Source organism: Actinoplanes rectilineatus, from assembly GCF_000962825.1.
In the GTDB taxonomy this organism is placed as follows: domain Bacteria; phylum Actinomycetota; class Actinomycetes; order Mycobacteriales; family Micromonosporaceae; genus Actinoplanes; species Actinoplanes rectilineatus.
Window position 1 is genome coordinate 1 of record NZ_JZKF01000045.1, and the last position, 22817, is coordinate 22817.

The 22817-nt window shown below is 69.8% G+C and carries 24 protein-coding genes and 2 tRNA genes; 11 read left to right on the top strand and 15 right to left on the bottom strand.

Annotated features, from left to right (window positions below):
• The first annotated feature begins 369 nt into the window (after positions 1-369).
• A complete protein-coding gene (locus WH85_RS28680; protein WP_045745146.1) occupies positions 370-585 on the top strand; it encodes a hypothetical protein in 216 nt (71 codons plus the stop codon).
• A 6-nt stretch (positions 586-591) separates the two neighbouring features.
• On the opposite strand, the gene WH85_RS28685 is transcribed toward WH85_RS28680, so the two are convergent.
• The 7 genes from WH85_RS28685 to WH85_RS28715 all read right to left on the bottom strand — a co-directional run bounded on the left by WH85_RS28685 (position 592) and on the right by WH85_RS28715 (position 6818).
• A complete protein-coding gene (locus WH85_RS28685) occupies positions 592-1386 on the bottom strand; it encodes a carbon-nitrogen hydrolase family protein (RefSeq protein ID WP_045745147.1) in 795 nt (264 codons plus the stop codon).
• Between the two features lie 301 nt (positions 1387-1687).
• Positions 1688-2332: a GNAT family N-acetyltransferase gene (locus tag WH85_RS28690; RefSeq protein ID WP_045745148.1), complete on the bottom strand. Its 645-nt coding sequence runs from the start codon at positions 2330-2332 to the stop codon at positions 1688-1690.
• 2 nt (positions 2333-2334) lie between these two features.
• Positions 2335-3627 carry an ATP-dependent Clp protease ATP-binding subunit ClpX gene (clpX, locus tag WH85_RS28695; protein WP_045745149.1) on the bottom strand — a complete coding sequence of 431 codons (1293 nt, stop codon included), beginning with the start codon at positions 3625-3627 and terminating at the stop codon, positions 2335-2337.
• Positions 3628-3839: 212 nt separating this feature from the next.
• Positions 3840-4502 carry an ATP-dependent Clp protease proteolytic subunit gene (locus WH85_RS28700; RefSeq protein ID WP_045745150.1) on the bottom strand — a complete coding sequence of 221 codons (663 nt, stop codon included), beginning with the start codon at positions 4500-4502 and terminating at the stop codon, positions 3840-3842.
• Between the two features lie 13 nt (positions 4503-4515).
• Positions 4516-5151 (bottom strand): ClpP family protease, encoded by a 636-nt coding sequence (locus WH85_RS28705; protein ID WP_045745151.1) that lies wholly within the window; start codon positions 5149-5151, stop codon positions 4516-4518.
• A gap of 209 nt (positions 5152-5360) precedes the next feature.
• Positions 5361-6707 (bottom strand): trigger factor, encoded by a 1347-nt coding sequence (tig, locus tag WH85_RS28710; RefSeq protein WP_045745152.1) that lies wholly within the window; start codon positions 6705-6707, stop codon positions 5361-5363.
• Positions 6708-6744: 37 nt separating this feature from the next.
• Positions 6745-6818: transfer RNA gene (locus tag WH85_RS28715), tRNA-Pro, on the bottom strand.
• A gap of 131 nt (positions 6819-6949) precedes the next feature.
• Here WH85_RS28715 and WH85_RS28720 point away from each other — a divergent pair.
• Positions 6950-7020 (top strand) — tRNA-Gly (locus WH85_RS28720).
• A gap of 510 nt (positions 7021-7530) precedes the next feature.
• On the opposite strand, the gene WH85_RS28725 is transcribed toward WH85_RS28720, so the two are convergent.
• Positions 7531-8301: an LPXTG cell wall anchor domain-containing protein gene (locus WH85_RS28725; protein WP_045745153.1), complete on the bottom strand. Its 771-nt coding sequence runs from the start codon at positions 8299-8301 to the stop codon at positions 7531-7533.
• A 238-nt stretch (positions 8302-8539) separates the two neighbouring features.
• Here WH85_RS28725 and WH85_RS28730 point away from each other — a divergent pair, with 238 nt between their 5' ends.
• From WH85_RS28730 to WH85_RS28740, 3 genes are all read left to right on the top strand, one after another.
• Positions 8540-8863 carry an ArsR/SmtB family transcription factor gene (locus WH85_RS28730; protein ID WP_045745154.1) on the top strand — a complete coding sequence of 108 codons (324 nt, stop codon included), beginning with the start codon at positions 8540-8542 and terminating at the stop codon, positions 8861-8863.
• Positions 8860-9366, top strand: coding sequence for an SRPBCC domain-containing protein (locus WH85_RS28735; protein WP_045745155.1), 507 nt, complete (start codon positions 8860-8862; stop codon positions 9364-9366). Before WH85_RS28730 ends, WH85_RS28735 begins: the two co-directional genes overlap by 4 nt.
• A gap of 221 nt (positions 9367-9587) precedes the next feature.
• Positions 9588-10463: an SDR family oxidoreductase gene (locus WH85_RS28740; protein ID WP_045745156.1), complete on the top strand. Its 876-nt coding sequence runs from the start codon at positions 9588-9590 to the stop codon at positions 10461-10463.
• A gap of 222 nt (positions 10464-10685) precedes the next feature.
• On the opposite strand, the gene WH85_RS28745 is transcribed toward WH85_RS28740, so the two are convergent.
• A complete protein-coding gene (locus WH85_RS28745) occupies positions 10686-11444 on the bottom strand; it encodes a hypothetical protein (RefSeq protein ID WP_045745157.1) in 759 nt (252 codons plus the stop codon).
• Positions 11445-11543: 99 nt separating this feature from the next.
• Between WH85_RS28745 and WH85_RS28750 the strand changes: the two genes are divergently transcribed.
• Positions 11544-12767 carry a GNAT family N-acetyltransferase gene (locus tag WH85_RS28750; protein ID WP_045745158.1) on the top strand — a complete coding sequence of 408 codons (1224 nt, stop codon included), beginning with the start codon at positions 11544-11546 and terminating at the stop codon, positions 12765-12767.
• A gap of 399 nt (positions 12768-13166) precedes the next feature.
• Complete coding sequence (locus WH85_RS54005; protein ID WP_083449337.1) at positions 13167-13553, top strand: hypothetical protein; 387 nt, start codon at positions 13167-13169, stop codon at positions 13551-13553.
• A gap of 143 nt (positions 13554-13696) precedes the next feature.
• Here WH85_RS54005 and WH85_RS28760 read toward each other — a convergent pair whose 3' ends face one another.
• From WH85_RS28760 to WH85_RS28775, 4 genes are all read right to left on the bottom strand, one after another.
• Positions 13697-14182: a ribose-5-phosphate isomerase gene (locus WH85_RS28760; RefSeq protein WP_045745159.1), complete on the bottom strand. Its 486-nt coding sequence runs from the start codon at positions 14180-14182 to the stop codon at positions 13697-13699.
• 12 nt (positions 14183-14194) lie between these two features.
• Positions 14195-15112 carry an alpha/beta hydrolase gene (locus tag WH85_RS28765; RefSeq protein ID WP_045745160.1) on the bottom strand — a complete coding sequence of 306 codons (918 nt, stop codon included), beginning with the start codon at positions 15110-15112 and terminating at the stop codon, positions 14195-14197.
• Positions 15112-16308: a DUF1015 family protein gene (locus tag WH85_RS28770; protein WP_045745161.1), complete on the bottom strand. Its 1197-nt coding sequence runs from the start codon at positions 16306-16308 to the stop codon at positions 15112-15114. The genes WH85_RS28765 and WH85_RS28770 overlap by 1 nt, the downstream gene beginning before the upstream one ends.
• Positions 16309-16592: 284 nt before the next feature.
• Positions 16593-17219, bottom strand: a complete 627-nt coding sequence (locus WH85_RS28775; protein ID WP_045745162.1) for a mycothiol-dependent nitroreductase Rv2466c family protein — start codon at positions 17217-17219, stop codon at positions 16593-16595.
• 101 nt (positions 17220-17320) lie between these two features.
• Between WH85_RS28775 and pepN the strand changes: the two genes are divergently transcribed.
• Together pepN and WH85_RS28785 are read left to right on the top strand one after the other, a co-directional pair.
• Positions 17321-19879, top strand: a complete 2559-nt coding sequence (gene pepN / locus WH85_RS28780) for an aminopeptidase N (RefSeq protein ID WP_045745163.1) — start codon at positions 17321-17323, stop codon at positions 19877-19879.
• Positions 19880-20024: 145 nt separating this feature from the next.
• A complete protein-coding gene (locus WH85_RS28785) occupies positions 20025-20588 on the top strand; it encodes a Uma2 family endonuclease (protein WP_045745209.1) in 564 nt (187 codons plus the stop codon).
• Positions 20589-20614: 26 nt separating this feature from the next.
• Here WH85_RS28785 and WH85_RS28790 read toward each other — a convergent pair whose 3' ends face one another.
• The gene (locus tag WH85_RS28790) at positions 20615-21010 is read right to left on the bottom strand and encodes a DUF5130 family protein (protein WP_045745164.1); all 396 of its coding nucleotides are present in this window, start codon (positions 21008-21010) and stop codon (positions 20615-20617) included.
• Positions 20997-21269, bottom strand: coding sequence for an aa3-type cytochrome oxidase subunit CtaJ (gene ctaJ / locus WH85_RS28795; RefSeq protein ID WP_045745165.1), 273 nt, complete (start codon positions 21267-21269; stop codon positions 20997-20999). The genes WH85_RS28790 and ctaJ overlap by 14 nt, the downstream gene beginning before the upstream one ends.
• 202 nt (positions 21270-21471) lie before the next feature.
• On the opposite strand from ctaJ, the gene WH85_RS28800 reads away from it, so the two are divergent.
• Together WH85_RS28800 and WH85_RS28805 are read left to right on the top strand one after the other, a co-directional pair.
• A complete protein-coding gene (locus WH85_RS28800) occupies positions 21472-21975 on the top strand; it encodes a hypothetical protein (RefSeq protein WP_045745166.1) in 504 nt (167 codons plus the stop codon).
• A 10-nt stretch (positions 21976-21985) separates the two neighbouring features.
• Positions 21986-22813 carry a class F sortase gene (locus WH85_RS28805; RefSeq protein WP_083449331.1) on the top strand — a complete coding sequence of 276 codons (828 nt, stop codon included), beginning with the start codon at positions 21986-21988 and terminating at the stop codon, positions 22811-22813.
• The last annotated feature ends 4 nt before the right edge of the window (positions 22814-22817 follow it).

Sequence of the window (22817 nt, forward strand, 5' to 3'; positions counted from 1 at the left end):
ACGATGATTCACCGTGACTATTTCTTGGGTTTCCCCCAGGACGGCCGCTCCGAGCCCTCGACTTCAGGTCCCGTTCGCTCGCCCGTCTCCCTGGCGGCTGTGCAACTCTACCTGGCTGGCCCCGCAACCGCAAATCCAATTTCTTGGAGATTTCCGCGGTCACACCACCCTGGCCCGGACTCGAGCTTAGCTCGCATCCGTCACCCTCGAGCCCCGATCCGGATCATCACGTTTGTGGTGGTCCGTCCCGGTTTCCCGTGGGCAGAGAAGAAGTTACGGGACTTGGCACGGTGACCGCAAATCGACGTCCATGCCCGTCTGAGCGGCGCGGACACACACGGAGAAAGGAAACCGTGACAGAGTGGCGTCATGAACGCATCCGAGACGCTGGCGGTCGACGCGTTCCTCAGCCTTCTTGTGCCGCTCTGGCAGGTCGTGATCGGCCTGCTTGTGCTGGTCACGGTGGTCGTCTCGGCTCATCGCCTGCTGATGCGCGGTCCGTCCCGCATGGGCGGCGCCCTGCTGATCGTCGGCGGCGCCGTCGTCGGCCTGGCCGTCGTCGGCTTCCTCGTCCAGAATCTGTGACCCCGGCTACAAACGCCGATTGGCCAGGCTCGGCAATTCCTGGCGAATGGTTTCCAGCCGTTCCAGATCCAGGTCGGCAAAGGTGACACCGGCCGTGTCCGGCGCCTGCGCCAGCACCGTTCCCCACGGGTCGATGATCATGCTGCGGCCGAAGCACGTCCGATTCGGTTCGTGATCGCCGATCTGGCCGGCCGCGAGTACGAAGCACTGGTTCTCGATCGCCCGGGCACGGAGCAGCACCTCCCAGTGGTCACGGCCGGTGTGCAGCATGAAGGCCGCGGGCACCACCAGGATCCGTGCGCCGGCGATCGCGAGCTGCCGGTACAACTCCGGGAACCGCAGGTCGTAGCAGATGCTCAGACCGGTCGGCACGCCGTTCAGGTCGAACACCACGGTCTCCGCACCGGGCGCGACGGTTCGCGACTCCTGGTAGGACACCCGGCCGGCGATCTCCACGTCGTACAGGTGGACCTTCCGGTAGACGGCGGCCCGCGAACCGTCGGGACCGAACACCAGCGTGGTGTTGAATGTCCGCCCTTCATCAGGACCGGTCTCGTGGAACGAACCTGCGTGCACCCAGATGCCGAGTTCCCGGGCGGCCTCCGCGAAGAAGGCGGCGAACTCCCCGTCGACGGGTTCCGGTTTCGGCGCGTCCGCGGCACGGCCGAGGAAGTCGACATACTCCGGGAGGACCGCGAGCCGGGCGCCACCAGCGGCGGCTCGCTCCAGCAGGTCACGGGCGACAGCGAGGTTGTGAGCACGGTCCTCGCGAGAGTTCAGCTGGCAGACGGCGACACGCATGAATACCACCGTACGGCCACCGGAGGCGTTACGGGACCGCCAGCGCGACCCTCCCGGCCGCCCCGGCCGTGACGCGGCCTGCGGAACCGGGTGAGCAGCCCCGTAACGGTCGTCGCGGACGGATCTGCCCTCTCACCCGCAGTTGGGCGCATCCGCTCACAGTTGGACGCTCACAGGCCCGCAGTGGTCTCCCCGCAGGCATGCCCCGGCGCCCGCGCTATGGCCTTGCCCGGCACCCGGGCCGCGGTGGGAGCCACGGTACGGCGCCGTCACTCGTACCACATAGGGGTGAAAAACGCGCTCAGCGGAAGCCGGGCGGCATGAGAAGGACCTCGGAGCCGACCGGTTGGAAGCCGGCGGCGAGGATCGCGCGGAGGCTGGCGGCGTTGCCGGGGGCGCATTGCGCCCAGATCGGGCGGCCGGCGGGGACGAGATGCCGGGCGGCGGTGGCGAGGATCCGTCCGTGACCGCGGCCCCGGACGGTTTCGTCGACCTCGAAGGCGACCTCCCAGCGTCCGCCGAGACCGCGGCCGATGATCAGAAGGCCGTGGTCGGTGGTCCAGGCCCGGACGTCGGTGCGGTAGTGGTGTGCGCGCAGGACCCGCGGGTGCCGGCTGTTCTCGATCCGGCGGAGGGCGACCGGTGGATCACCCGGCAGGGGCGTGCCGAGGAGCATGACGTCGAGGGTGCCGGCGCTCAGACGGAGACGGCGTTCCAGCCCGCCGAGGAACGCCGGCCCGGTCGGCGCGGCGAAATCATCCCCGGTGATCCACTTTTCGGCCCAGGGACGCTCGATGTCGGCGGCGATCACCACGTGACCGGGAAACGCCAACACCGCCGCCCGATCGGACGACGGTGATGGAACGAGCTCCAGCCAAGGGTCCGGGACCTGCCGTTCGGCACGTTCGACGGCGCGGAGAACAGCCGCCAGATCTCGGGGTTCCAAGGTCAGGCGGACTTCTCCTCGCGGTCCGGGCGACGGCGGCGGCCGACGAACTCCCGGGGGACGATCGTGGGGTTCACGTTCTCCAGGACGACCTCTCGGTTGATCACCACGCGGGCGGCGTCCGGGTTGCTGGGAACCTCGTACATCACGGAGAGGAGGACCTCTTCCATGATGGCGCGCAGACCGCGGGCACCGGTGCCGCGGAGCATGGCCTGGTCGGCGATGGCCTCGAGCGCGCCCTCGTCGAACTCGAGCTCGACGCCGTCCAGTTCGAAGAGACGCTGGTACTGCTTGACGTAGGCGTTGCGCGGCTCGGTGAGGATCTTGATGAGCGCCTCACGGTCGAGGTTGCGCACCGTGGTGATCACCGGAAGCCGGCCGATGAACTCGGGGATCAGACCGAACTTCAGCATGTCCTCGGGCATGACCTTGCTGAAGATGTCGTCGGTGTTCCGCTCCGAGATCGAGCGCAGGCGGGCGCCGAAGCCCACGCCGCTCTGGCCGACGCGCTGCTCGATGATCCGGTCCAGGCCGGCGAACGCGCCACCCACGATGAACAGCACGTTCGTCGTGTCGATCTGGATGAACTCCTGGTGAGGGTGCTTGCGACCGCCCTGCGGAGGAACGTTCGCCACGGTGCCCTCGAGGATCTTCAGCAGGGCCTGCTGCACGCCCTCGCCGGAGACGTCCCGGGTGATCGACGGGTTCTCGCTCTTGCGGGCGATCTTGTCGACCTCGTCGATGTAGATGATGCCCTGCTCAGCACGCTTGACGTCGTAGTCGGCGGCCTGGATCAGCTTGAGCAGGATGTTCTCGACGTCCTCGCCGACGTAACCGGCCTCGGTCAGCGCCGTGGCGTCCGCGATGGCGAACGGCACGTTGAGCATCCGGGCCAGGGTCTGCGCCAGGTGTGTCTTGCCGCACCCGGTGGGGCCGATGAGCATGATGTTGGACTTGGCGACCTCGACGTCGCTGCCACCGCCGGGCGCGCCGCTCGACTCGGCCTGGATCCGCTTGTAGTGGTTGTAGACCGCGACCGAGAGCGCCTTCTTAGCTTGCTCCTGGCCGACCACGTAGTTGTCCAGGAACTGGCAGATCTCCATCGGCTTGGGAAGCTCTTCCCACTTCACCTCGCCGGTCTCGGCCAACTCCTCCTCGATGATCTCGTTGCAGAGATCGATGCACTCGTCGCAGATGTAGACCCCAGGGCCCGCGATGAGCTTCTTGACCTGCTTCTGCGATTTCCCACAGAAGGAGCACTTGAGTAGGTCGCCACCGTCGCCGATCCGTGCCACCTACGTTCTCCCTGCATTCATTGGCCGGCCGCCGACCGGTCCGTGTCCGAGGACGGATTGCCTCGTTGCCATCTCATCGTCCGCCGACCCGCGTAACTGAGGCTGCAGACTCGACGTTACCCGCAAAGGGGCAGTTCTCCGACCCCCCAAAACGGGCGTGTCAGGGGTCGGCCAGTCTAGCGGTGACCCGGCCGGCCCCTGACAGCGCGTGCTCAGTTGTCGGCGCCGACTGCCTGCAGGCTCTTCTTGCGGCTGACCAGCACGGTGTCGACCAGACCGTAGGCCTTGGTCTCGTCCGCCGTCATGATCTTGTCGCGGTCGATGTCCTTGCGGACCTTCTCCACGGTCTGGCCGGAGTGGCGGGCGAGCATCTCCTCGAGCTGGGTCCGCATCCGCATGATCTCGCGGGCCTGGATCTCGATGTCCGACCCCTGGCCGTAGCCACCCTCGGTGGCCGGCTGGTGGATGATGATCCGCGAGTGCGGCAGAGCCATCCGCTTGCCCGGGGTGCCCGCGGCGAGCAGCACGGCGGCCGCGCTGGCCGCCTGGCCGAGACAGACCGTGGTGATGTCCGGACGGACATACTGCATCGTGTCGTAGATCGCGGTCATCGCGGTGAACGAGCCACCGGGCGAGTTGATGTACATGGTGATGTCGCGGTCCGGGTCGGTGCTCTCCAGCGTGAGCAGCTGGGCCATCACGTCGTTGGCCGACGCGTCGTCCACCTGAACGCCGAGGAAGATGATCCGGTCCTCGAACATCTTGTTGTACGGGTTCGACTCTTTGATACCCCACGAGGTGCGCTCGGAGAACGAGGGCAGCACGTAGCGGTTGTGCACCGGAGCGAACCCGGGAGGCATAGTCAGATCAGTCATGGGTCAGCTCTCCTCAGTTCAGCGTTCCGGCACCGTCGGGAACCTGCGTGGCCCCGGTGATCACCTTGTCGATGAAGCCATAATCCTTCGCTGCCTCGGCCGTGAACCAGCGGTCCCGGTCGAAGTCGGCAGCGATCTGCTCCTGGGTCTGACCGGTGTGAAACGCGATCCGCTCCTGGAACATGCGCTTGGTGTACAGCATCTGCTCGGCCTGGATGGCGATGTCGGCGGCGGTGCCACCCATGCCCCCGGACGGCTGGTGCATCATGATGCGGGCATGCGGCAGGGCGAAGCGCTTGCCCGCGGTGCCGGCACAGAGCAGGAACTGCCCCATCGAAGCCGCCATGCCCATCGCAACGGTCTGCACGTCGTTGTCGATGAACTGCATCGTGTCGTAGATCGCCATCCCCGAGTAGACGGAGCCACCCGGCGAGTTGATCCACAGGTGGATGTCGGCCTCGGGGTCCTCGGCCGAGAGCAGCAGCAGCTGCGCGCAGATGCGGTTGGCGCTCGCGTCGGTGACCTCGCTGCCGAGGAAGATGATCCGCTCGCGCAGCAGGCGGTTGAAGACCGAATCGTCGAGGTTGCCACTGAGGGCGTCGCCCCCGCGCCGCAGCACGGGGCCGGCGGGAATGTGGAGTTCGGTCATGGCAGCCCTTCACAGCTTGCTGTGTCGGCCGAAGGGTCCGGCCGGCAGGTTGTCCGTCGTACGACCAACCTAACTGGTCGGATGCGCATCAGCTTCCCGCTCGGGCAGGTGTTCGCTGACAGCGCACCCGCGCTGGGACGTACCCCTGACAAACGGCATCGGCCACCGCGCGGCGTGAATGCCGCGCGGTGGCCGATGAAAGACCGTGATCAGTGGTTGTGGCCGGCGTGCTCGTCGTCGGCCGCGCGCAGGTCGTCGAGGGACAGGACGTTGTCCTCGGTGTCCTTCATCGTGACCTGCTCCATGACGGAGGCCAGCGCCTTGCCCCGGCGCACGTCGCCGAAGACGGAGGCGGCGGCACCCGAACGGACCAGCTGGTCGTAGTACTGCTGAGGCTGCATCTGGGCGCGCTGCGCCCGGTGCACGATCTCGTGACCGAACTCGTCGTCGGACACCTGGACGTCCTCGGCGTCGGCGACGGTGTCGAGCAGCAGCTGGATCCGGACGCCCTCCTGGGCGGCCTCGGTCAGCTCCTGGTCGATCTGCTCCTCGGTCTTCTCCTCGGAGGCGAGGTAGTCCTGCAGGGTCGCGCCGATCCGCTCCAGCTGGTCGGTCATCGCCTGCTTGCGGCCGTCGACCTCTTCCTTGACGACGCCCTCCGGAGCGGGGATCTCGGCGGCCTCGACGAGCTGCTTGAGCGCCTCGTCACGAGCCGCGTAGATCTGCTCGACCTTCTTCGCCTTGGTGACCCGCTCGCGCAGGTCGCCCCGCAGCTCCTCCAGGGTGTCGAACTCGCTCGCCAGCTGGGCGAACTCGTCGTCGATCTCGGGGAGCTGCTTGTCCTTGACGGTCCGGACGACGACCTTCACCTCGGCGTCGCGGCCGGCGTAGTCGCCACCGACGAGCTGCGTGGTGAAAGTGGCCTCCTCACCGGCGGACAGGCCGACGAGGACCTCGTCGAGACCGGGAAGCAGCTGCTTGCTGCCGACCTCGTGGGAGATGTTGGTGGCCGAGCCGCCCGGCACCTCCTCGCCGTCGACGGTGGCGTTCAGGTCGAGCTGGACGTAGTCGCCCTCCGCAGCGGCACGCTCGACGGTCTTCAGCGTCGCGAAACGCTCACGCAGGCCGTTGATCTGCTCGTCGATCTCGCTGTCACCGATCTCCACGGCCGGAACCGTGACGGTGATGGTGGAGAGGTCCGGGATCGTGATCTCCGGGCGCACGTCGACCTCGGCCGTGAACTTCAGCGGCGCGTTGTCGGCGAACTCGGTGATCTCGACCTCGGGGCGGCCGAGCGTCTTGACGTCGTGCTCCTGAACCGCAGCGAGGATCTGCTGCGGGATCGCCTCCTGCACGGCCTCGTTGAGGACCGCGCCCCGGCCGACCCGCTGGTCGATCACGGCAGGTGGGATCTTGCCCTTGCGGAAGCCTGGAACCTGCACCTGCGCGCCGATCTCCCGGTACGCCTTCTGCAGGCTCGGCTTGAGCTCGTCGAACGGCACCTCGATGGCGAGCTTCACCCGAGTCGGGCTCAGAGTCTCGACGGTGCTCTTCACAGGCGTACTCCTTGTTGCTGCGGACAGATAGTGGCAGTCGGGGTGGCGGGATTTGAACCCACGGCCCCTCGCTCCCAAAGCGAGTGCGCTACCAAGCTGCGCCACACCCCGTGGCGTCGGCCAGTGTATGCGGTCGGCTCTCCTGCGTGTGCGCTGGAGTCACCTGCTGGGTAATCCGGTTCGCGCGACCGGTAGGTGATTCAGTAAGCTGTGCACGAGCCCCGGGGTTTCTCGGGGGTCATGCGGGCGTAGCTCAATGGTAGAGCCTCAGTCTTCCAAACTGATTACGCGAGTTCGATTCTCGTCGCCCGCTCTGTCGAAACGGCCCTGGCCGGAGGATGTCTCTCCTGGTCAGGGCCGTTTCTTTTCACTCTCTCGTGGATCTTGCGCCGCCCTCAGCGGCCTTCCCGGGCCTACTCCGTTCGGTGATCCGCCTGCCGGCCGACGACCGGTTTCAGTCATTCCTCTTCCAGTGACTCGTCGGATGCCGGTGGATCAGCGCGGAACCGGATGCCGTGCGCGGGCTTCGGCGGCGGCCCTCCCGATCGCCTCCGGGCAACGACCTTCCGGGGTACGCGGACAGAACCGGCCCACAGGCAGCCAGTTCACCCCCGCCGGCGGCCGGAACTCGGCGCAACAGTGATCAAGGCCACACGGCGTGGTCGCACGCGGCACAAGACCTGTCCACCGAGGCGATCGGGCCTCCTCTGACGGCCGGTGGACACTCCCACGGCCGGTTTCCGTAGCCTCCTCGACGCCGTCCACGCTCACCGCCGATCGTGCCCGACTCGGCGGAACGGCCGGCCGGGCGCGATCAGGTCGGTTACGCCTCGAAGCGGGCGCGGCGGCGACGCCCGATCAGGAAGCCTGCGCCTCCGAGGAGCAGGAGCGCACCTCCGACGCCGGCCACAGCGCCGGAGGCGGAACCCGTCACGGGCAGCCCACCGCCCTCGCCGCCCTCGTCCTCATCGCCACCGGGGGCGGCCGGGCTGACGCTGGTCGTCGCGCCCGGAGCGACGCTCGTCGTCGCCGACGGTGACACGCTCGCCGTCGCGGACGGCGTCACACTGGGCGACGCCGACGCCGACGCCGAGGCCGAGGCCGAGGGCCCGGCAGCGCAGTCGAGCTCACGGGCGACATACAGGCCGTCGTTCAGGTACGCCAGATAGGAGTCGAGGGTCGCGTCGTCGAGCACTCTCTGCGCGGCCGCCCGCACGTTGGTGCCGGCGTCGGTCATCGTGCGGCCGACCGAGATCCGCAGATCCACCGTCCAGGCGCTCTGCATGCCCTTCTTGAGGAAGGCCCGCAGGTCGTCCGCCGTGCCGTCCAGGTGCTCCTGCATCGCGGGTGGCAGGACGGGCAGCGCGTCGGCCTTCACCGCGGCCAGGATCTGGTTGGCGAGGACTCGGATCTCCACGTCGGTGGCGGTGTCCAGGTCGATGGTGACCAGCTCGCGGATGTCCTTGTAGAGCTTGCGTTCGACCGTTTGGCAGGCCGCGTCGGGCCCGGGCACCGCGGCCTGCGCCGCCACCGGCGCCACCGGAATCAGCAGGGCCAGCGCCGTCAGGACACCGGCGGGAATCGTACGTCGCATGTGGTCTTACTCCCCGTTGAAGGCCGAAACCCGAAGATATTAGCGTCGATGGGTTAACAGCGGGTGCCGCCCGGAACGGCGCGGGCGAAGCAGCCGGCGTGGGGACCGGGGCCGGGTGCGGCCACGGTCCGGCTCATCTGCGGAATTTCCGTTTGCGCAGCACACCGGCCCGGTCGGCGCCGATCCTGGGGTTGCGAACAGCTTGACAGGTGACCAAATGGTCACCTAAATTTGCGGCATGACCGACGAGCTCGACCTGGTGTTCAGGGCACTGGCCGACCCGAGCCGCCGCTTCCTGCTGGACCTGCTGTTCGCCCGTGACGGGCGCACCCAGACCGAGCTGGAGTCCGAGTTGGCGATGACCCGATTCGGCGTCGCCAAGCACCTCAAGGTGCTCGAGGAGGCGGGCCTCGTCGTCACGCGCCGGTCCGGCCGGGAAAAGCTGCACTTCCTCAACCCGGTCCCGATCCGGCAGATCCACGACCGGTGGATCGACAAATACACCGAACAGCACGTGACCGCACTCATCGATCTCAAGCGAACGCTGGAGGAAGAGCCATGAGCGAGACGCAGGTCCACCGGATCTGGATCAAGGCGACCCCGGAGAAGATCTGGGACGCGATCGTCGACCCGGAGTGGAACAAGAAATACGGCTACGCCGCTCCCCAGTTCTACGAGCTACGCAAGGGCGGGCGATACCACTCGGTCCCGAGCCAGGAGATGAAGGACTACTCCGCCCAGCAGGGCTGGCCCCTTCCGGACGTGATCGTCGACGGCGAGGTGCTCGAGGCCGAGCCTCCGCGCCGGCTGGTGCAGACCTGGCGGATGCTCATGGACCCGACCTGCGCCGCGGAACCGTTCACCACGCTCACCTACGAGATCGAGGACTCCTCCCCCGGCGTCTGCCGGGTCACCATCACCCACCAGCTCGACGGCGCACCGGCCACGGCGAACATGACCCGCGGCAACCCAGACGCCGGCGCGGAAGGCGGCGGTGGCTGGGCGTGGGTGCTCAGCGATCTCAAGTCGCTCTTGGAGACCGGCAAGGTCCTCACCCAGGCATAACGCGAGCCAGGCGGTTCCCGCACTCTTCTTTCTCTTGTACGCCTACCGGATGCACCCGGGCTACCACGCGACCGTCTGCCCTCTCCCGGCCGTAGCGCCACCGCCGGGAGAGGGCGAGTGGTCACCGTCCGGTTAATCCGGTCGGCCGGGGGAACTCGGAGGGCATCAGCACCGGACATCCGCGGGGGCCGCACCGGCGCCCGTGACGAGGAGGCGATGTCGTGGAGAACCCGCGCGAGCAGTACCCGAGGCCCGAACTGAACGGCGGCGACCTGACTCCGCCCGGCCTGACCTCGCAGATGCCGGACCGGCCGGATCACGGCGAGCAGTCCTACCGCGGCACCGGCCGGCTCACCGGTCGGCGGGCCGTCATCACCGGCGGCGACTCGGGCATCGGGCGGGCGGTGGCGATCGCGTTCGCGCGTGAGGGTGCCGACGTGCTGATCTCGTACCTGCCGGAGGAGGAGCCGGACGCCCAGGAGACCGTGCAGTGGATCGAGAAGGCCGGCCGCAAGGCGGTGACCGTGCCCGGTGACATCCGCGACGAGGCGCACTGCCGGACGATCATCGACCGAGCCCGCACCGAACTCGGCGGCATCGACATCCTGGTGAACAACGCGGCGTACCAGATGGCGCAGCCCGGCGGGATCACCGACATCACCGACGAGCAGTTCGACCGGGTGATGAAGACGAACCTGTACGCGATGTTCTGGCTCTGCCGGGCCGCCGTCCCGCACATGCCGCCCGGTGCGACCGTCATCAACACCGCGTCGATCCAGGCCTACCTGTCGTCGAGCGCGCTGCTCGACTACGCCACCACCAAGGGCGGCATCGTCGCGTTCACGAAAGCACTCGCCGAGGACCTGGCCGAGAAGGGCATCCGGGTCAACGCGGTCGCGCCCGGCCCGATCTGGACGCCGCTGATCCCGGCCACCATGCCGGAGAAGAAGGTCCGCTCCTTCGGCGCCGACACACCCCTCGGACGGGCCGGCCAGCCCGCCGAGTTGGCCGCCGCCTACGTCCACTTCGCGAGCCCGGAGTCGAGCTACACCACAGGCGAGGTCCTCGGCGTCACCGGAGGCAAGCCGGTGAGCTGACCCCGGACCGGTGAGCCGTTCCCGGGAGGGCCGAGCCGATCCGGGGAGAACCGAGTCGGCTTCAGGACGGTGAGCCGACCTCGGGAGCGCCGACGCAGTCCCCCGGGAACGGTGAGAGGCCGGCCGCAGGACGGAGCGGGAACCGGTGGTGGGGACGGCCTGCCCTCCGCGGCGGGGTGGGCAGGCTCGTCCTGACGGGTGACCGGTGGAGCCGTGTGCGGCTCAGAACAGGCCGGCGATCCAGGTGTAAGCGGTCACCACCCACGCCGTCTGGCGCAGGAAGGCGACGCCGACGCCGACCAGGAACAGGGCGGTCACCAGGTGGGAACCGCGGGCGGTGTGCCGCTGACGGCCCATCTGGCGTTCCAGCACGACCCGGCCGACGAGGCGGGAGAGCGCGAAGACGCCTGCGGCGACGACGAGTGACACCACGTACACGATGAAGGCGTTGGCCAGTCCCTCACCGGAGGCCAAAGCCCACAGACCCCAGCAGACGAAGGAGAAGAGCAGCGCCGCGCTTGTCCACTCGCCGCCGCGGCGCAGCCGCTGGATGTGCCAGTCGAGGCTGCGCGGGGGCTGCTCGGGACGCTCCGGCTCACCGTGCCACTCGGCCGTCGACGTGTGTTCCTCATGCTGCGGCGCGCGCGGGCTCACCTGGGCCCGGCCGCGACTGAACGGCGACCGGTCCGCGCCTGCGGCGCCCTGCGGGGCCGGGGACTGCGGCACAGACGCGCGGGCCGCGCCCTGCGGGGCGGGCGACTGCGGCGCACCGACACGGGTGGCGTCCTGCGCAGCCGTCGACCGCGGCGCACCGGCATGGGCCGACTGCGGGTGACGCGCGGTCTCCTGCATGTCCGGCTTGGTCGGGTCGGCATCGGACCCGAACGGCGACGGTGAGACCGGCGCCGTGGGTGGCTCGGCCCACGGGTCCTGCGGTGGCATGTTGAGCGTCCGCTCCGGCCACTGCGGTTGCTCCGGCATCTTTCCCCTCTCGGCTGCGGTCGGCGACCGCTCACTTCGAGCGTAGCGAGCCCGCATAATCGCTCGCCCTGACACACAGCTGTCCGTTACACACAAGCCATGAACGATGAGGTTGCGCTACGGCCGGCGACGACGGACGACTTCGCGGCGGTCTGTGATCTGCTCGACACGGTCTTCCACGAGGACACCGACGGTGAGCCGCGGGAGCGCATCGCCGAGATCTACGAGCCGGAACGCTCGCTGGCCTGCGTCGACGGGTCGTCCCTGGTGGGCCACACCGCCATCCTGAGCAGGGACTTGACCGTGCCCGGCGCGGTGGTTCCGGCCGCGCACGTGACCGGCGTGGGTGTCGCCCCCACGCATCGGCGGCGGGGCCTGCTCACCCGCATGATGCACCGCCAGCTGCAGGACGTCGCCGCGGCCGGGCGGGAACCGATCGCGGTCCTGTGGGCGAGTGAGACCACGATCTACCCCCGGTTCGGGTACGGACCGGCCTCGTCACGCCTGATGCTGCAGATCGCGAACCGTGAGGTACGTCTCCCCGCTCCTTCGGACGTGCCGGCCGGACGGCTGCGGATGGCCGATCCGGCGAGCGTGCTCACCGATCTCGGCAAGGTCTACGAGCAGCTGCGCCCGGAGCGGGTCGGCTGGTCGAACCGCGACGACCGCTGGTGGCGGACCACGATCTCCGACCCGAAGGATCATCGCGGGGGCGCCACCCCGTTGCGCGCGGTGGTTCACGACACCCCGCACGGCCCTTCGGGGTACGCACTGTGGCGCGTCAAGGACGACTGGACCGACCGGGGGCCGAACGGTGAGGTCCAGGTCCAGGAGATGGTGGCCGCCGACCCGCAGACCTACGTCGCGTTGTGGCGTTTCCTGCTGGGCATCGACCTGACCCGGTCGGTGACGATGCGCCGGGGCGCGCTCGACGAGCCGCTGCGGTTCCTGGTCGACGAGCCGCGCCGGCTGGGCACGTCCCTGGGTGACGGCCTGTGGGTCCGGATCGTCGATCTCCCGGCGGCGTTGGCGGCCCGCCGGTACGCGACTCCGGTCGACGTGGTCCTGGAGGTGACCGACCCGCTGTTGGAGGGCAACAACGGGCGCTGGCGGCTCACCGGCGGACCCGACGCGGCGAGGTGTGTGCCGACCACCGACCAGGCCGACCTGTCCTGTTCGGTGACCGAGCTGGGCGCCGCCTACCTGGGCGCGACCTCGCTGTCGGTCCTCGCCGCGGCCGGCCGGGTCCGGATGCTGACCGGCAACGATCCGAGCGTCGCGTTCGGCTGGCACCGGGCCCCGTCGCCGACCGACAGCTTCTGACCGACATCACACCCGCGGGGGTACGGTCGGCGGATGGGCCAGCCCGAACACCGACGTCGCCGCATCCGCCCCGCCTCCTCCTCGTCGCGTGAGGCGGCCCGTGAAGCGGCCGCGCAGGAGGAGGCGGCGCAGGAGGAGGCGAACCAGCTGGACGCCGATCAGGGCGGCAGCGTTCCGGCCGCGGAGTCCGGCGACGTCACCCGGAAGGTGCCCGTTCCCGGACCGCCACCCGGTCATGTCCCGCTGCCCACTCCCCCGGCAGAGGTGACACCGATTCCCGGTCCGCCGCCGAGCCCGGCACCGGTGCCCACGCCGCCGCTGGCCACCGCACCGGCACCGGTACCGACGCCGCCACCCGCCTCCACACCGGCTCCGACGCCGCCCCCAGCCTCCACGCCGGTGCCCACGCCGCCGCTCAGTGCGGCTTCAGCACCGTCGGTTCCCGTGCCCACGCCGCCGCCCTCTCCCCCGGCAGGCGTTCCGGGGCCCCGGCCCGGGGTCCCCGCGGAGTCGGACGAGAACAAGGCCGAGCGTTCGCCGCAGCGGCCGGTTCGCAACGGGTACCGGCGTCCCCCGTCCGGAGGCGGCGGCAACGGCGACGAACGGGATGCCGAGCGTGGCCTGCGAGGCCTGGTCGGGTCCGGTTCTTCGCAGGTCAGCGTGGGTGCCGCTCTCCGTGCCCGGGACGCCTCACGCCCCACTGACGAGCAGTTCGCGGAGGCCGAACGCGACCTTCCCATCGTCCGCCGCAACTGGACGCCGCGCGAGGACCTGCCCCGCCGCTGACCGGAGCCCGGCGGCGGGAGCGGCGCGCGAGGCCGAGAACCGCCCGGCCGCCCACCACACCGACTGGACACCGGCGGCGGGACAGACGAGAGCAGCGTGTGAGGCCGAGGGCTTCACACGCTGCGGGAGTTGCCGTCTTGCGGTCAGACCGACGGGGCGGTCTCCGGCAGCTCGGGCAGCTCACGGTCCGTCTCGTAGGACGCCAGCTGGGAGATCCGGCGGGCGTGCCGCGCGTCGCCGGAGAACGGCGTGGCGATGAACGCCTCGACGAAGGCGGTGGCCTCGTCGAGGGTGTGCTGCCGGGCGCCGATGGCGATCACGTTGCTGTCGTTGTGCTGGCGGGCCAGCTGGGCGATCTCGGTCTTCCACGCCAGCGCGGAGCGGACGCCGGGGACCTTGTTGGCGGCGATCTGCTCGCCGTTGCCGGAGCCGCCGATCACGATGCCGAGGGAGCCCTTGTCGGCCACCACCTTGGCACCGGTGTGGAAGCAGAAGGCGGGGTAGTCGTCCTCCGGGTCGTAGGCGTGCGGGCCGACGTCCACGACGTCGTGGCCCTGCTTGATCAAGTGGTTGACGAGGTGCATCTTCAGCTCGTAACCGGCGTGGTCGGAACCCAGGTAGAGACGCATGTCGGGAGTCTTTCAGAAGGTGAGGGCCGAACGCAGGGCGGAGGCCACCTGATCCGCCGCGGCCCGGGCGGCGTCGATGGTGGCCAACTTGCGGGCGAAGCCGTGGTTCACGCCCATGTAGCGGGTGTGGACCACCGGGACTCCGGCGGCGATCAGCGCGTTCGCGTAGTCGGCGCCTTCGTCGCGCAACGCATCGTACTCCGCGGTGATCAGCAGAGTCGGCGGCATTCCGGACAGATCCGCCACCGCCAGGGGCGCGACGTCCGGGGTGAAGCGCAGTGCCGGGTCCGGCACGAACGTCTCCCAGGCCAGTTTCATCGAGGCGCGGTCGAGGCCGTACGCACCGACCTCGTCGTAGCTCTCGGCGGAGGTGAGCGGGTCCAGGGTCGGGTAGATCAGCACCTGGAAGTCGAGCGGGGTGGCCGCGTCGCGTTGCCGGCGGGCGGTGACCGTGGCGAGCTGGCCGCCCGCGCTGTCGCCGCCGATCGCCAGCCGGGACACGTCCAGCCCCAGGTCGGCCCCGGAGGTCCGCAGGTAGTCCAGCACCGTCGTGGTGTCGTCCAGGGCCGCCGGGAAGACGTGTTCGGGTGCCAGGCGGTAGCCGACCGACAGCACGGCACAGCCGGACCGTTCGGCGACCCGGCGGCAGAACCGGTCCACGGTCTCGATGCTGCCGTAGCACCAGCCGCCGCCGTGCAGGTAGACCAGGACCGGGGTGCCGGTCCTGGTCGCGTACAGCCGGCAGGGCACCCCGCCGGCGTCCAGGTCGACGACGACCGGCAACGGGATCGCCGGGCCGGTCTCCGCCTCGTTCGACTCCTCCATCGCGGCGCGCATGCCGAGCAGCCGGTGGTAGGGGTCGGCGGCCAGTTCGTCGGCCGTGGGTTTGCGCCGCAGCTTCGCGGCCGCGGTCACCTGGGGGTGGATCATCAGCGGAGCTGGGCGAGGACGAGACCGCCCCGGGCCTTCGGCGTGAACCAGGTGCTCTTGCGTGGCAGCTTGAGGCGTTCCAGGTTGACCTCGACGAAGTCGTCCACGGTGACCGGGGCGATCAGGATCGCCAGGTCGGCCCGGCCCGCGTCGACCTCGTCGCGCAGCCACTCGACCGGGTAGTCCCCGCCGATGTAGGCGATCCGCTTGTCGCCCGCGTCCAGGCCCAGCGCGTCCCGCAGCAGGACGCGTTCGACCAGGGCGTGGTCCAGGTTCTCCACCGCCGTGCCGTCCGGGTCCGGTGGCAGGCCGATGGCGAAGGAGCGGCCGGCCGCGTACACCTCGATGGAGGTCTTGGCCGGAAGCTGCGCGGGACGCGGCAGTTCGGTGACCGTCGCCCCGGCCGCGCGGAGCCGCCCGAGAAGGTCGCCGAGGTCTGCCGGAAGCTCGCTGACCAGCCGGTTGTAGGGCTGGATGGCGACCGACGCGGGCGTGGTCACGACCGCGAGGAAGTGTTCGAGGCCGCCGGTCTGCGCGGCCAGGCTGCGGTGGTTGCCGTCGGCGACCACCAGTTCGCCGCCGCCGGCCAGGTCGAGGAGCTGGGTCTGCAGCTCGCCGGGGCCCAGCACCCAGATCGCGTGGGTGCGCCCGGTGGGGTCCACGTCGGTCGCGGCGGGCTCGCCCGCCTTGCCGGTGGCGTCGGCGAGAGCTGCGTGCAGCTCCTCGCCCTTGCCGGTCTGCAGCAGGAGTACGGGTGAGAGCAGCGTCCCGACGGCCTCGGCGAGAGCCACGCGCTCACGGACCTTGCTGATGAAGACGTCCTCGTTGCGGATGACCAGGCCCGGCTCGTCGGCGCTGGTGGAGATCTGGCCGGTCTCGACCATGCTCCACAGCCCGTAGGCCGGGGCCTCCCCGTCGGCGCTGATCCGGTAGAGCACGACGACGTGCTCGGCGGCCTGATAGCGGCCCTCGGACTTCGCCCGCTCCAGCCGGACCACCGCGTCCGGGAGGGATTCGAGGAAGGACTTGCCGAGGGAATCGGGGGCGAGATGCGGCATCTCCACGGCCAGCGCGCTGTGCGGCGCGGCCGTGATGATCTCGGTGATCTCGGCGTCGTCGGCGAACTCGTCATAATTCTGGGCACCGGTACCGCCATTGGTGATCCAGGCCCGGCTGATCGGGTGCACGACCGTCATGGGGGGCAACTTACCCGGCTCGCCTGCGACGCCCGCCTACCGGCATGTTCCCCCGTGACCTGCTCAACGGCGTATTGACATGCGGACTCGCGGTCACCGTGACCGGAGGCGCGACCATCAGCGCCACCTCGGCGGGCAGGTCCGCCCACACCCCGCGCTGTACTCCGATGCTCGATCCCACCGGTTCGTTCTCCGGCATACCCGCCTCCGTCGTTGGATGGGTGCATATGTCACCCATCCAACGACGGCGTACACCCGGCGGAGTCGTGATTCCCGATATGCGATCAGTCGAAGATCGGACCGATGTCCCGGCTTCGCTTGATCTCGAAGAATCCGGGGGTGCCGGCGACGAGCACGACGCCGTCCCAGAGCTTGCCGGCCGCCTCGCCCTTGGGCGCCGGCGTGATCACCGGGCCGAAGAAGGCGATGGTCTCACCCGGGTTCGGTCCCGGCGCGTGGATCACCGGGGTGCCCACGTCGGTGCCGACCGGTTTCATGCCCGCGTTGTGGCTGGTGCGCAACGCCTCGTCGCGGGCGTCGGTGGTCGCCGCGGCGGCCAGTTCGGGGTCCAGGCCGACCTCGGTCAGGGCCTCGCGGAACAGTTCCTCGCCCAGCTCGTACTTCTGCAGGTGGATCCGGGTGCCGAGGGCGGTGTAGAGGTCGCGCAGCACCTCCGGCCCGGCGGTCTCGGCGGCGGCGATGCAGACCCGCACCGGCCCCCAACCCCTGGTCATCAGTTCCTGGTAGCTCTCGGGAAGGTCGCGGCCTTCGTTGAGGACGGACAGGCTCATCACGTGGAAACGGATGTCGAGGGGGCGGACCTTCTCCACTTCGAGAAGCCAGCGGGAGGTGATCCAGGCCCACGGGCAGAGCGGGTCGAACCACATGTCGACGGTGGCACGGTTGGTCATGACTTGAATGATCCTCCTAGGTCGGGGCCCGGTCGGGGTGAGTTGCGTCGCCGTAGGCGCATAGGCTTCGAGGAAACGCAGTAGCTCGAAGGAGAGTGCACGTGGCCGGAGTTCACAACCTGACCCAGGTCGAGGCCGCGGAGCGTGGTCGTTTGCTCGAGGTGACCGGGTACGACATCACCCTTGACCTGACCGACGGGCACGGCAACCCCGGTTCCGAGACGTTCCGGTCCACCACCGTGATCAACTTCCGGTGCGCCGAGCCGGGTGCGGAGACGTTCGTCGAGGCCGCGGCCGCGACGATCCACTCCGCGACGCTGAACGGCGCGCCGCTCGACATCGGCGCCTGGACGCCCGAGACCGGCCTGACCCTGACCGGTCTGGCCGAGGAGAACACCCTGGTCGTCGACGGCGACTTCGGGTATTCCGCGAGCGGGCAGGGCGTGCAGCGCAGCCTCGACCCGGTCGACCAGGAGATCTATCTCTACAGCCAGTTCGAGACCGCGGACGCCCAGCGCGCCTACGCCTGTTTCGACCAGCCCGACCTGAAGAGCGTCTTCACGTGGCACGCCACGGTGCCGGCGCACTGGAAGGTCATCTCGAACATGCCGGCCGAGAGCGAGGCGCCGGCCGCCGAGGGCGCCAAGACGGTCCACTTCGCCACCTCGGCACGCATGAGCACCTACATCACGGCGATCTGCGCCGGGCCGTACCACGAGGTGCGGGACTCGCACGACGGCATCGAGCTGGGTGTCTTCTGCCGGTCCTCGATGGCGCAGTACCTCGACGCCGACGACCTGTTCACGATCACCAAGCAGGGCTTCGACTTCTTCCACGAGCAGTTCGGGGTGCGGTACCCGCTGCCGAAGTACGACCAGCTGTGGGTGCCGGACTTCAACGCCGGCGCGATGGAGAACTTCGGCTGCGTCACGCACGCCGAGGCGCACTACATCTTCCGCTCGCAGGTCACCGATTACGAGTACGAGCAGCGCGCCAACACCATCCTGCACGAGCTCGCGCACATGTGGTTCGGTGACCTGGTCACCATGCGCTGGTGGAACGACCTGTGGCTGAACGAGTCGTTCGCCGAGTGGGCCAGCCACTGGTGCAACACCGAGGCCACCCGGTTCTCCGACGCCTGGTCGACGTTCCTGTCGATCCGTAAGGCCTGGGGCTACCGCCAGGACCAGCTCTCCTCCACCCACCCGGTGTACTGCGAGATGCCGGACCTGGAGGCGGTCGAGGTCAACTTCGACGGCATCACGTACGCCAAGGGCGCCAGCGTGATCAAGCAGCTGGTCGCGTACGTGGGGCTGGACCCGTTCCTGACCGGCCTGCGGGCGTACTTCGCCAAGCACGCCTGGGGCAACGCCACCTTCGACGACCTGCTCACCGAGCTGGAGACCGCGTCCGGCCGGGAACTGCGCAAGTTCGCCGCGCAGTGGCTGGAGACCGCCCAGGTCAACACGCTGCGCCCGGTGGTCGAGGTGGACGCTGACGGCGACTACGCCAGCGTGCACGTGCTGCAGGAGGCCCCGGCGGACTACCCGACGCTGCGGACCCACCGGATCGGCATCGGCCTGTGGGACCTCGACGGCGACCGGCTCGTCCGGCGGGAGCTGATCGAGGTGGACGTGGCCGGGGAACGCACCGAGGTCACCGCGCTCGCCGGGGTCAAGGCGCCGGATGTGCTGCTGCTCAACGACGAGGACCTGACGTACGCGAAACTGCGCCTCGACGAGCGTTCGCTCGGCACCCTGGTGCAGCACATCGCCGGTTTCGAGTCGTCGCTGCCGCGGGCGCTGTGCTGGGCGGCCGCGTGGGACATGCTGCGCGACGCCGAGATGGCGGCCCGGGACTACGTGACCCTGGTCGTCGCGGGTCTGCCGGCCGAGACCGACATCAACCTGGCCACGGCCACGCTGCGGCAGGCCGGGATGGCCCTGACCAGCTTCGCCGACCAGCGCTGGGCGCCGACCGGCTGGGGCATGCTGGCGTCGATGGCCGCCGGGCAGCTGGCCACCACCGAACCGGGCAGCGGATGGCAGCTCACCTGGGCGCGGGCGTTCATCACCGCCGCGCGTACCCCGGACGAGGCCGCGGTGCTGCGGGGCTGGTTCTCCGGCACGTCCCGCCCGGAGGGTCTGGTCGTCGACACCGAGCTGCGGTGGAGTCTGCTGCAGGCGTTGTCCGCGCTGGGTGCCGCGCAGGAGTCCGAGATCGACGCCGAGCTGGCCGGTGACAAGACGGCGAGCGGCGAGCGGGAGGCGGCCATCGCCCGGGCGCTGGTGCCGTCCGCCGAGAACAAGGCCCGCGTCTGGGCCGAGCTCACCGGGCCGAAGGCGCTGCCGAACTGGCTCAACCGGTCCCTGCTGCAGGGCTTCCAGAGCACCCGGCAGGTGGCGTTGACCGCACCGTACGCGGAGAAGTTCTTCGACGTGGTCGCGGACGTGTGGGCCCGCTCGGACAGCGAGCCGGCGCAGGAGTTCGCTCAGTTGGCGTACCCGGCGTACCAGATCAGCGAGGAGACGGTGGCGCTCACCGACGCCTGGCTGGCCCGCGACGGTCACCCGGCGTCGCTGCGCCGCCTGGTCGCCGAGGGGCGTGACGGCATCCTGCGGGCGCTGAAGGCCCGGGCCAAGGACGAGTCCGCGGCCTGATCAGCGGCCTATCGACAGAGGGCCCCTCCACCTGAGACGGGTGGAGGGGCCTTTTGCATGAAATGAGTTACCCGGCGGAAACGCCGTGATTACAACTCTGTGTAAGTAGGCTGGCACTCCGCGGTGATGGAGGTGGCCCGTGACGATGCTGAGCCCGAGCGCTCCGGCCCGCTGGCATGCGCCGGACGGACCGTGGACCGAGCCGGACCTGCACCTGTTCCCCCAGGACGGGCACCGCTACGAGATCGTCGAGGGTGGCCTGCACGTCTCCCCGCCGACCACCGAGGCGCACGACGCGCTCGTCGAGTCGATGGTGGGGACGCTGCGGCCGGTCGCCCCGGCCGGCTGGTGGGTGTGTTCCCGGATCGGCATCGCGACGCCCACGAGCAACGTGGTGCCGGATGTGATGGTGCTGCGCCCGCGCGTCTCCGGCTCGATCTGGGTCTCGCCCGCCGAGGTGGCCCTGGTGGTGGAGGTCGAGGCGGAGGGGACGCGCAGTTACGACCGCTTTCTCAAACCCGCGGTGTACGCCGCCGCGGACATCCCGGCGTTCTGGCGGGTGGAGCTGACCGCGGCCGGCCCGGTCGTGCGGGTGTACGCCCTGGACGGTGCGGGTGGTTATCGGCTGACCCGCAGCGTCGAGGGCGCCGAGAACACGAAACTCGACGCCCCGTACCCGGTGAAGGTGGCACCGGCCACCTGGCGCTGAGTTCTGGAGAGTGGACCGGAGGCGGGTCAGGCCCGTCCGGCGTGGCTCGCCAGCTGGTCGATGCCGACCAGCAGACCACCGGCGAGGTCACCGACGGAGAACGACGCGGTCATCGAGAAGACCGCCAGTTTCGCGTCGTGGTCCGAGATCCGCCTGCGGGCGGCGGAACCGATGACGATCTCCAGCACGCGCTGATCGGGCGAGAGCGCGATCAGGACGCCGGTCTGCGGCGCACGGGTCTGCTGGTGCAGTTTCTCCGCCGCGGCACGGGCCGGCTCCTCCAGCTCACCGAGGTAGATGCTGAAGTTCAGGCCGGTCACCTGGTCGGCGGTGCTCAGTGCCTCGTCGAGGTGGCGAAGCTCCCGAGTCGTGAAGGGACTGTCTGCCGCCTGGCCGATCTGGGCGACCTCACCACTTGCCACTTGCGCCTCCTGTGGGACCGGGCTGGACCGGGGAGCCCGAGCTGTCCTCGATCACGAGGTGGTGCCCGCCGCCGGCGACCGGGGCGACCTGGGCCGGTGAGGCCGTGAACCACATGGCCGGGAAGTCGAACGGCGAACCGGGCCGGTAACGACGGGACGGCTTACCCCGCTCGGCACCGGTGAGAACGAGAGTCGCCACCGCCCCGATGACCGCGGCCGGAATGATCACAAAGACCAGAACGGTGCTGATAATTGACAACTGAACGCCCCCAGGCGCCGGTGATCCTCTTGATTCTGAACATCAATCACGGTAGCGGAGCGCGTGTCGTCCCGGAGCGTCGGGTCTCGAACCGGGGTCTCACGCCGTCGGGATCTACGCGGAATGTGCCCCGGGGTGCGAAAATCACCCTCACGCGCCGTCCGTGTGCATCCGTTCCCGGACGGCCTGGAGGGGGGAATCCATGCGTACGTCCGTCCCCGCCGCTGCAGCGGCGATGGCAGCGACCCTGGCACTCACCGGCACACCCGTCCTGCTCCACGCGGGGGCCGCCCACGCGGCGGCTGCCGTCTTCGTGGAGCTCAATCCCAGCACCGTGCCCGCCGGGGACGAGATCGCCCTGCGCGCCTCCTGCGACGACAACCTGAAGGCGGCGACCGTCACCGCGGAACCGATCGGCGAGGTCACCGTCGAGCCGCAGTTCGGTTTCCTGACCGCCACCGAGCGGGTTCCCGGCGACACCGAGCCCGGCGACTACCCGGCGCTGCTGACATGCCCGGACGGCAAGTCCGCGACGGCCACGCTGCACGTGGTCGCGGCGTACGAGCCACAGCGCGGCCCGGCCACCGGGGGCGGTGGCACCGCGTCCGGGGCGACCCCACCGGTTCTGATCGGCGGGGGCATGGCGGCGCTGCTGGCCGGCCTGATCCTCTCCGCGGTGGCGCTGCGCCGCCGCCGGGCCGGCTGAGGCGGACGGCATGGCGGACGAGACACGACGACCACCCGCCGGTTCCCGGGTCCCGGAGGCGGTGGCCCGGAAACGGCCGGCCCAGGTGATCACGCCACCCCCACCCGGGGTGGTGACCGGCCCGCTGCCGGCACCGCAGGCCGCGCCCGGCAGGTCGTCCTTCCGGGTGCCCCGGCAACGGCGCAAACCCCCGGCGCAACCCCGGCGGCGGCGCCGCGGCCGGGGCGAGATGATCGGGCTGATCGCCCTGGCGCTGCTCTTCGTCGGCCTGTTCGTGGTCGCCATGGGGGTGGGTGCCGCGACCGGTTTCAACCTGGACGGCGGGCTGTTCGGCGAGCAGTCCGCGCCGACGGCCCGGGACTTCCCGGTGCTCGACCCGAGCCGGCCGCAACGCCTGGACATCCCGTCGATCGACGTGTCCGCGCCGATCCTCGAGGTGGGCCGCGCCGACGACGGTTCGGTGGAGGTGCCCCCGCTGAAACGGCACAACGAAGCCGGCTGGTTCGACGGCGGCCCGACACCGGGACAGTTCGGGCCGGCGCTGATCGTCGGGCACGCCGACACCCGGACCGGTCCGTCGGTCTTCCACGAGCTGGGCCGGCTGAAGCCCGGTCAGGACATCGAGGTGGCCCGGGCCGACGGCTCGGTGGCGGTCTTCGAGGTCAACTCGGTGGAGAGCTTCGACAAGGACCGGTTGCCGGTACAGCGGGTCTACGGCGACTACAGCCGCCCGTCGCTGCGCCTGATGACCTGTGGCGGGACGTGGCTGGGTGGGGACGAGGGCTACTCCGACAACGTCGTCGTCTTCGCCTCGCTGGTGGACTCGCACCGGGGCTGAGCGC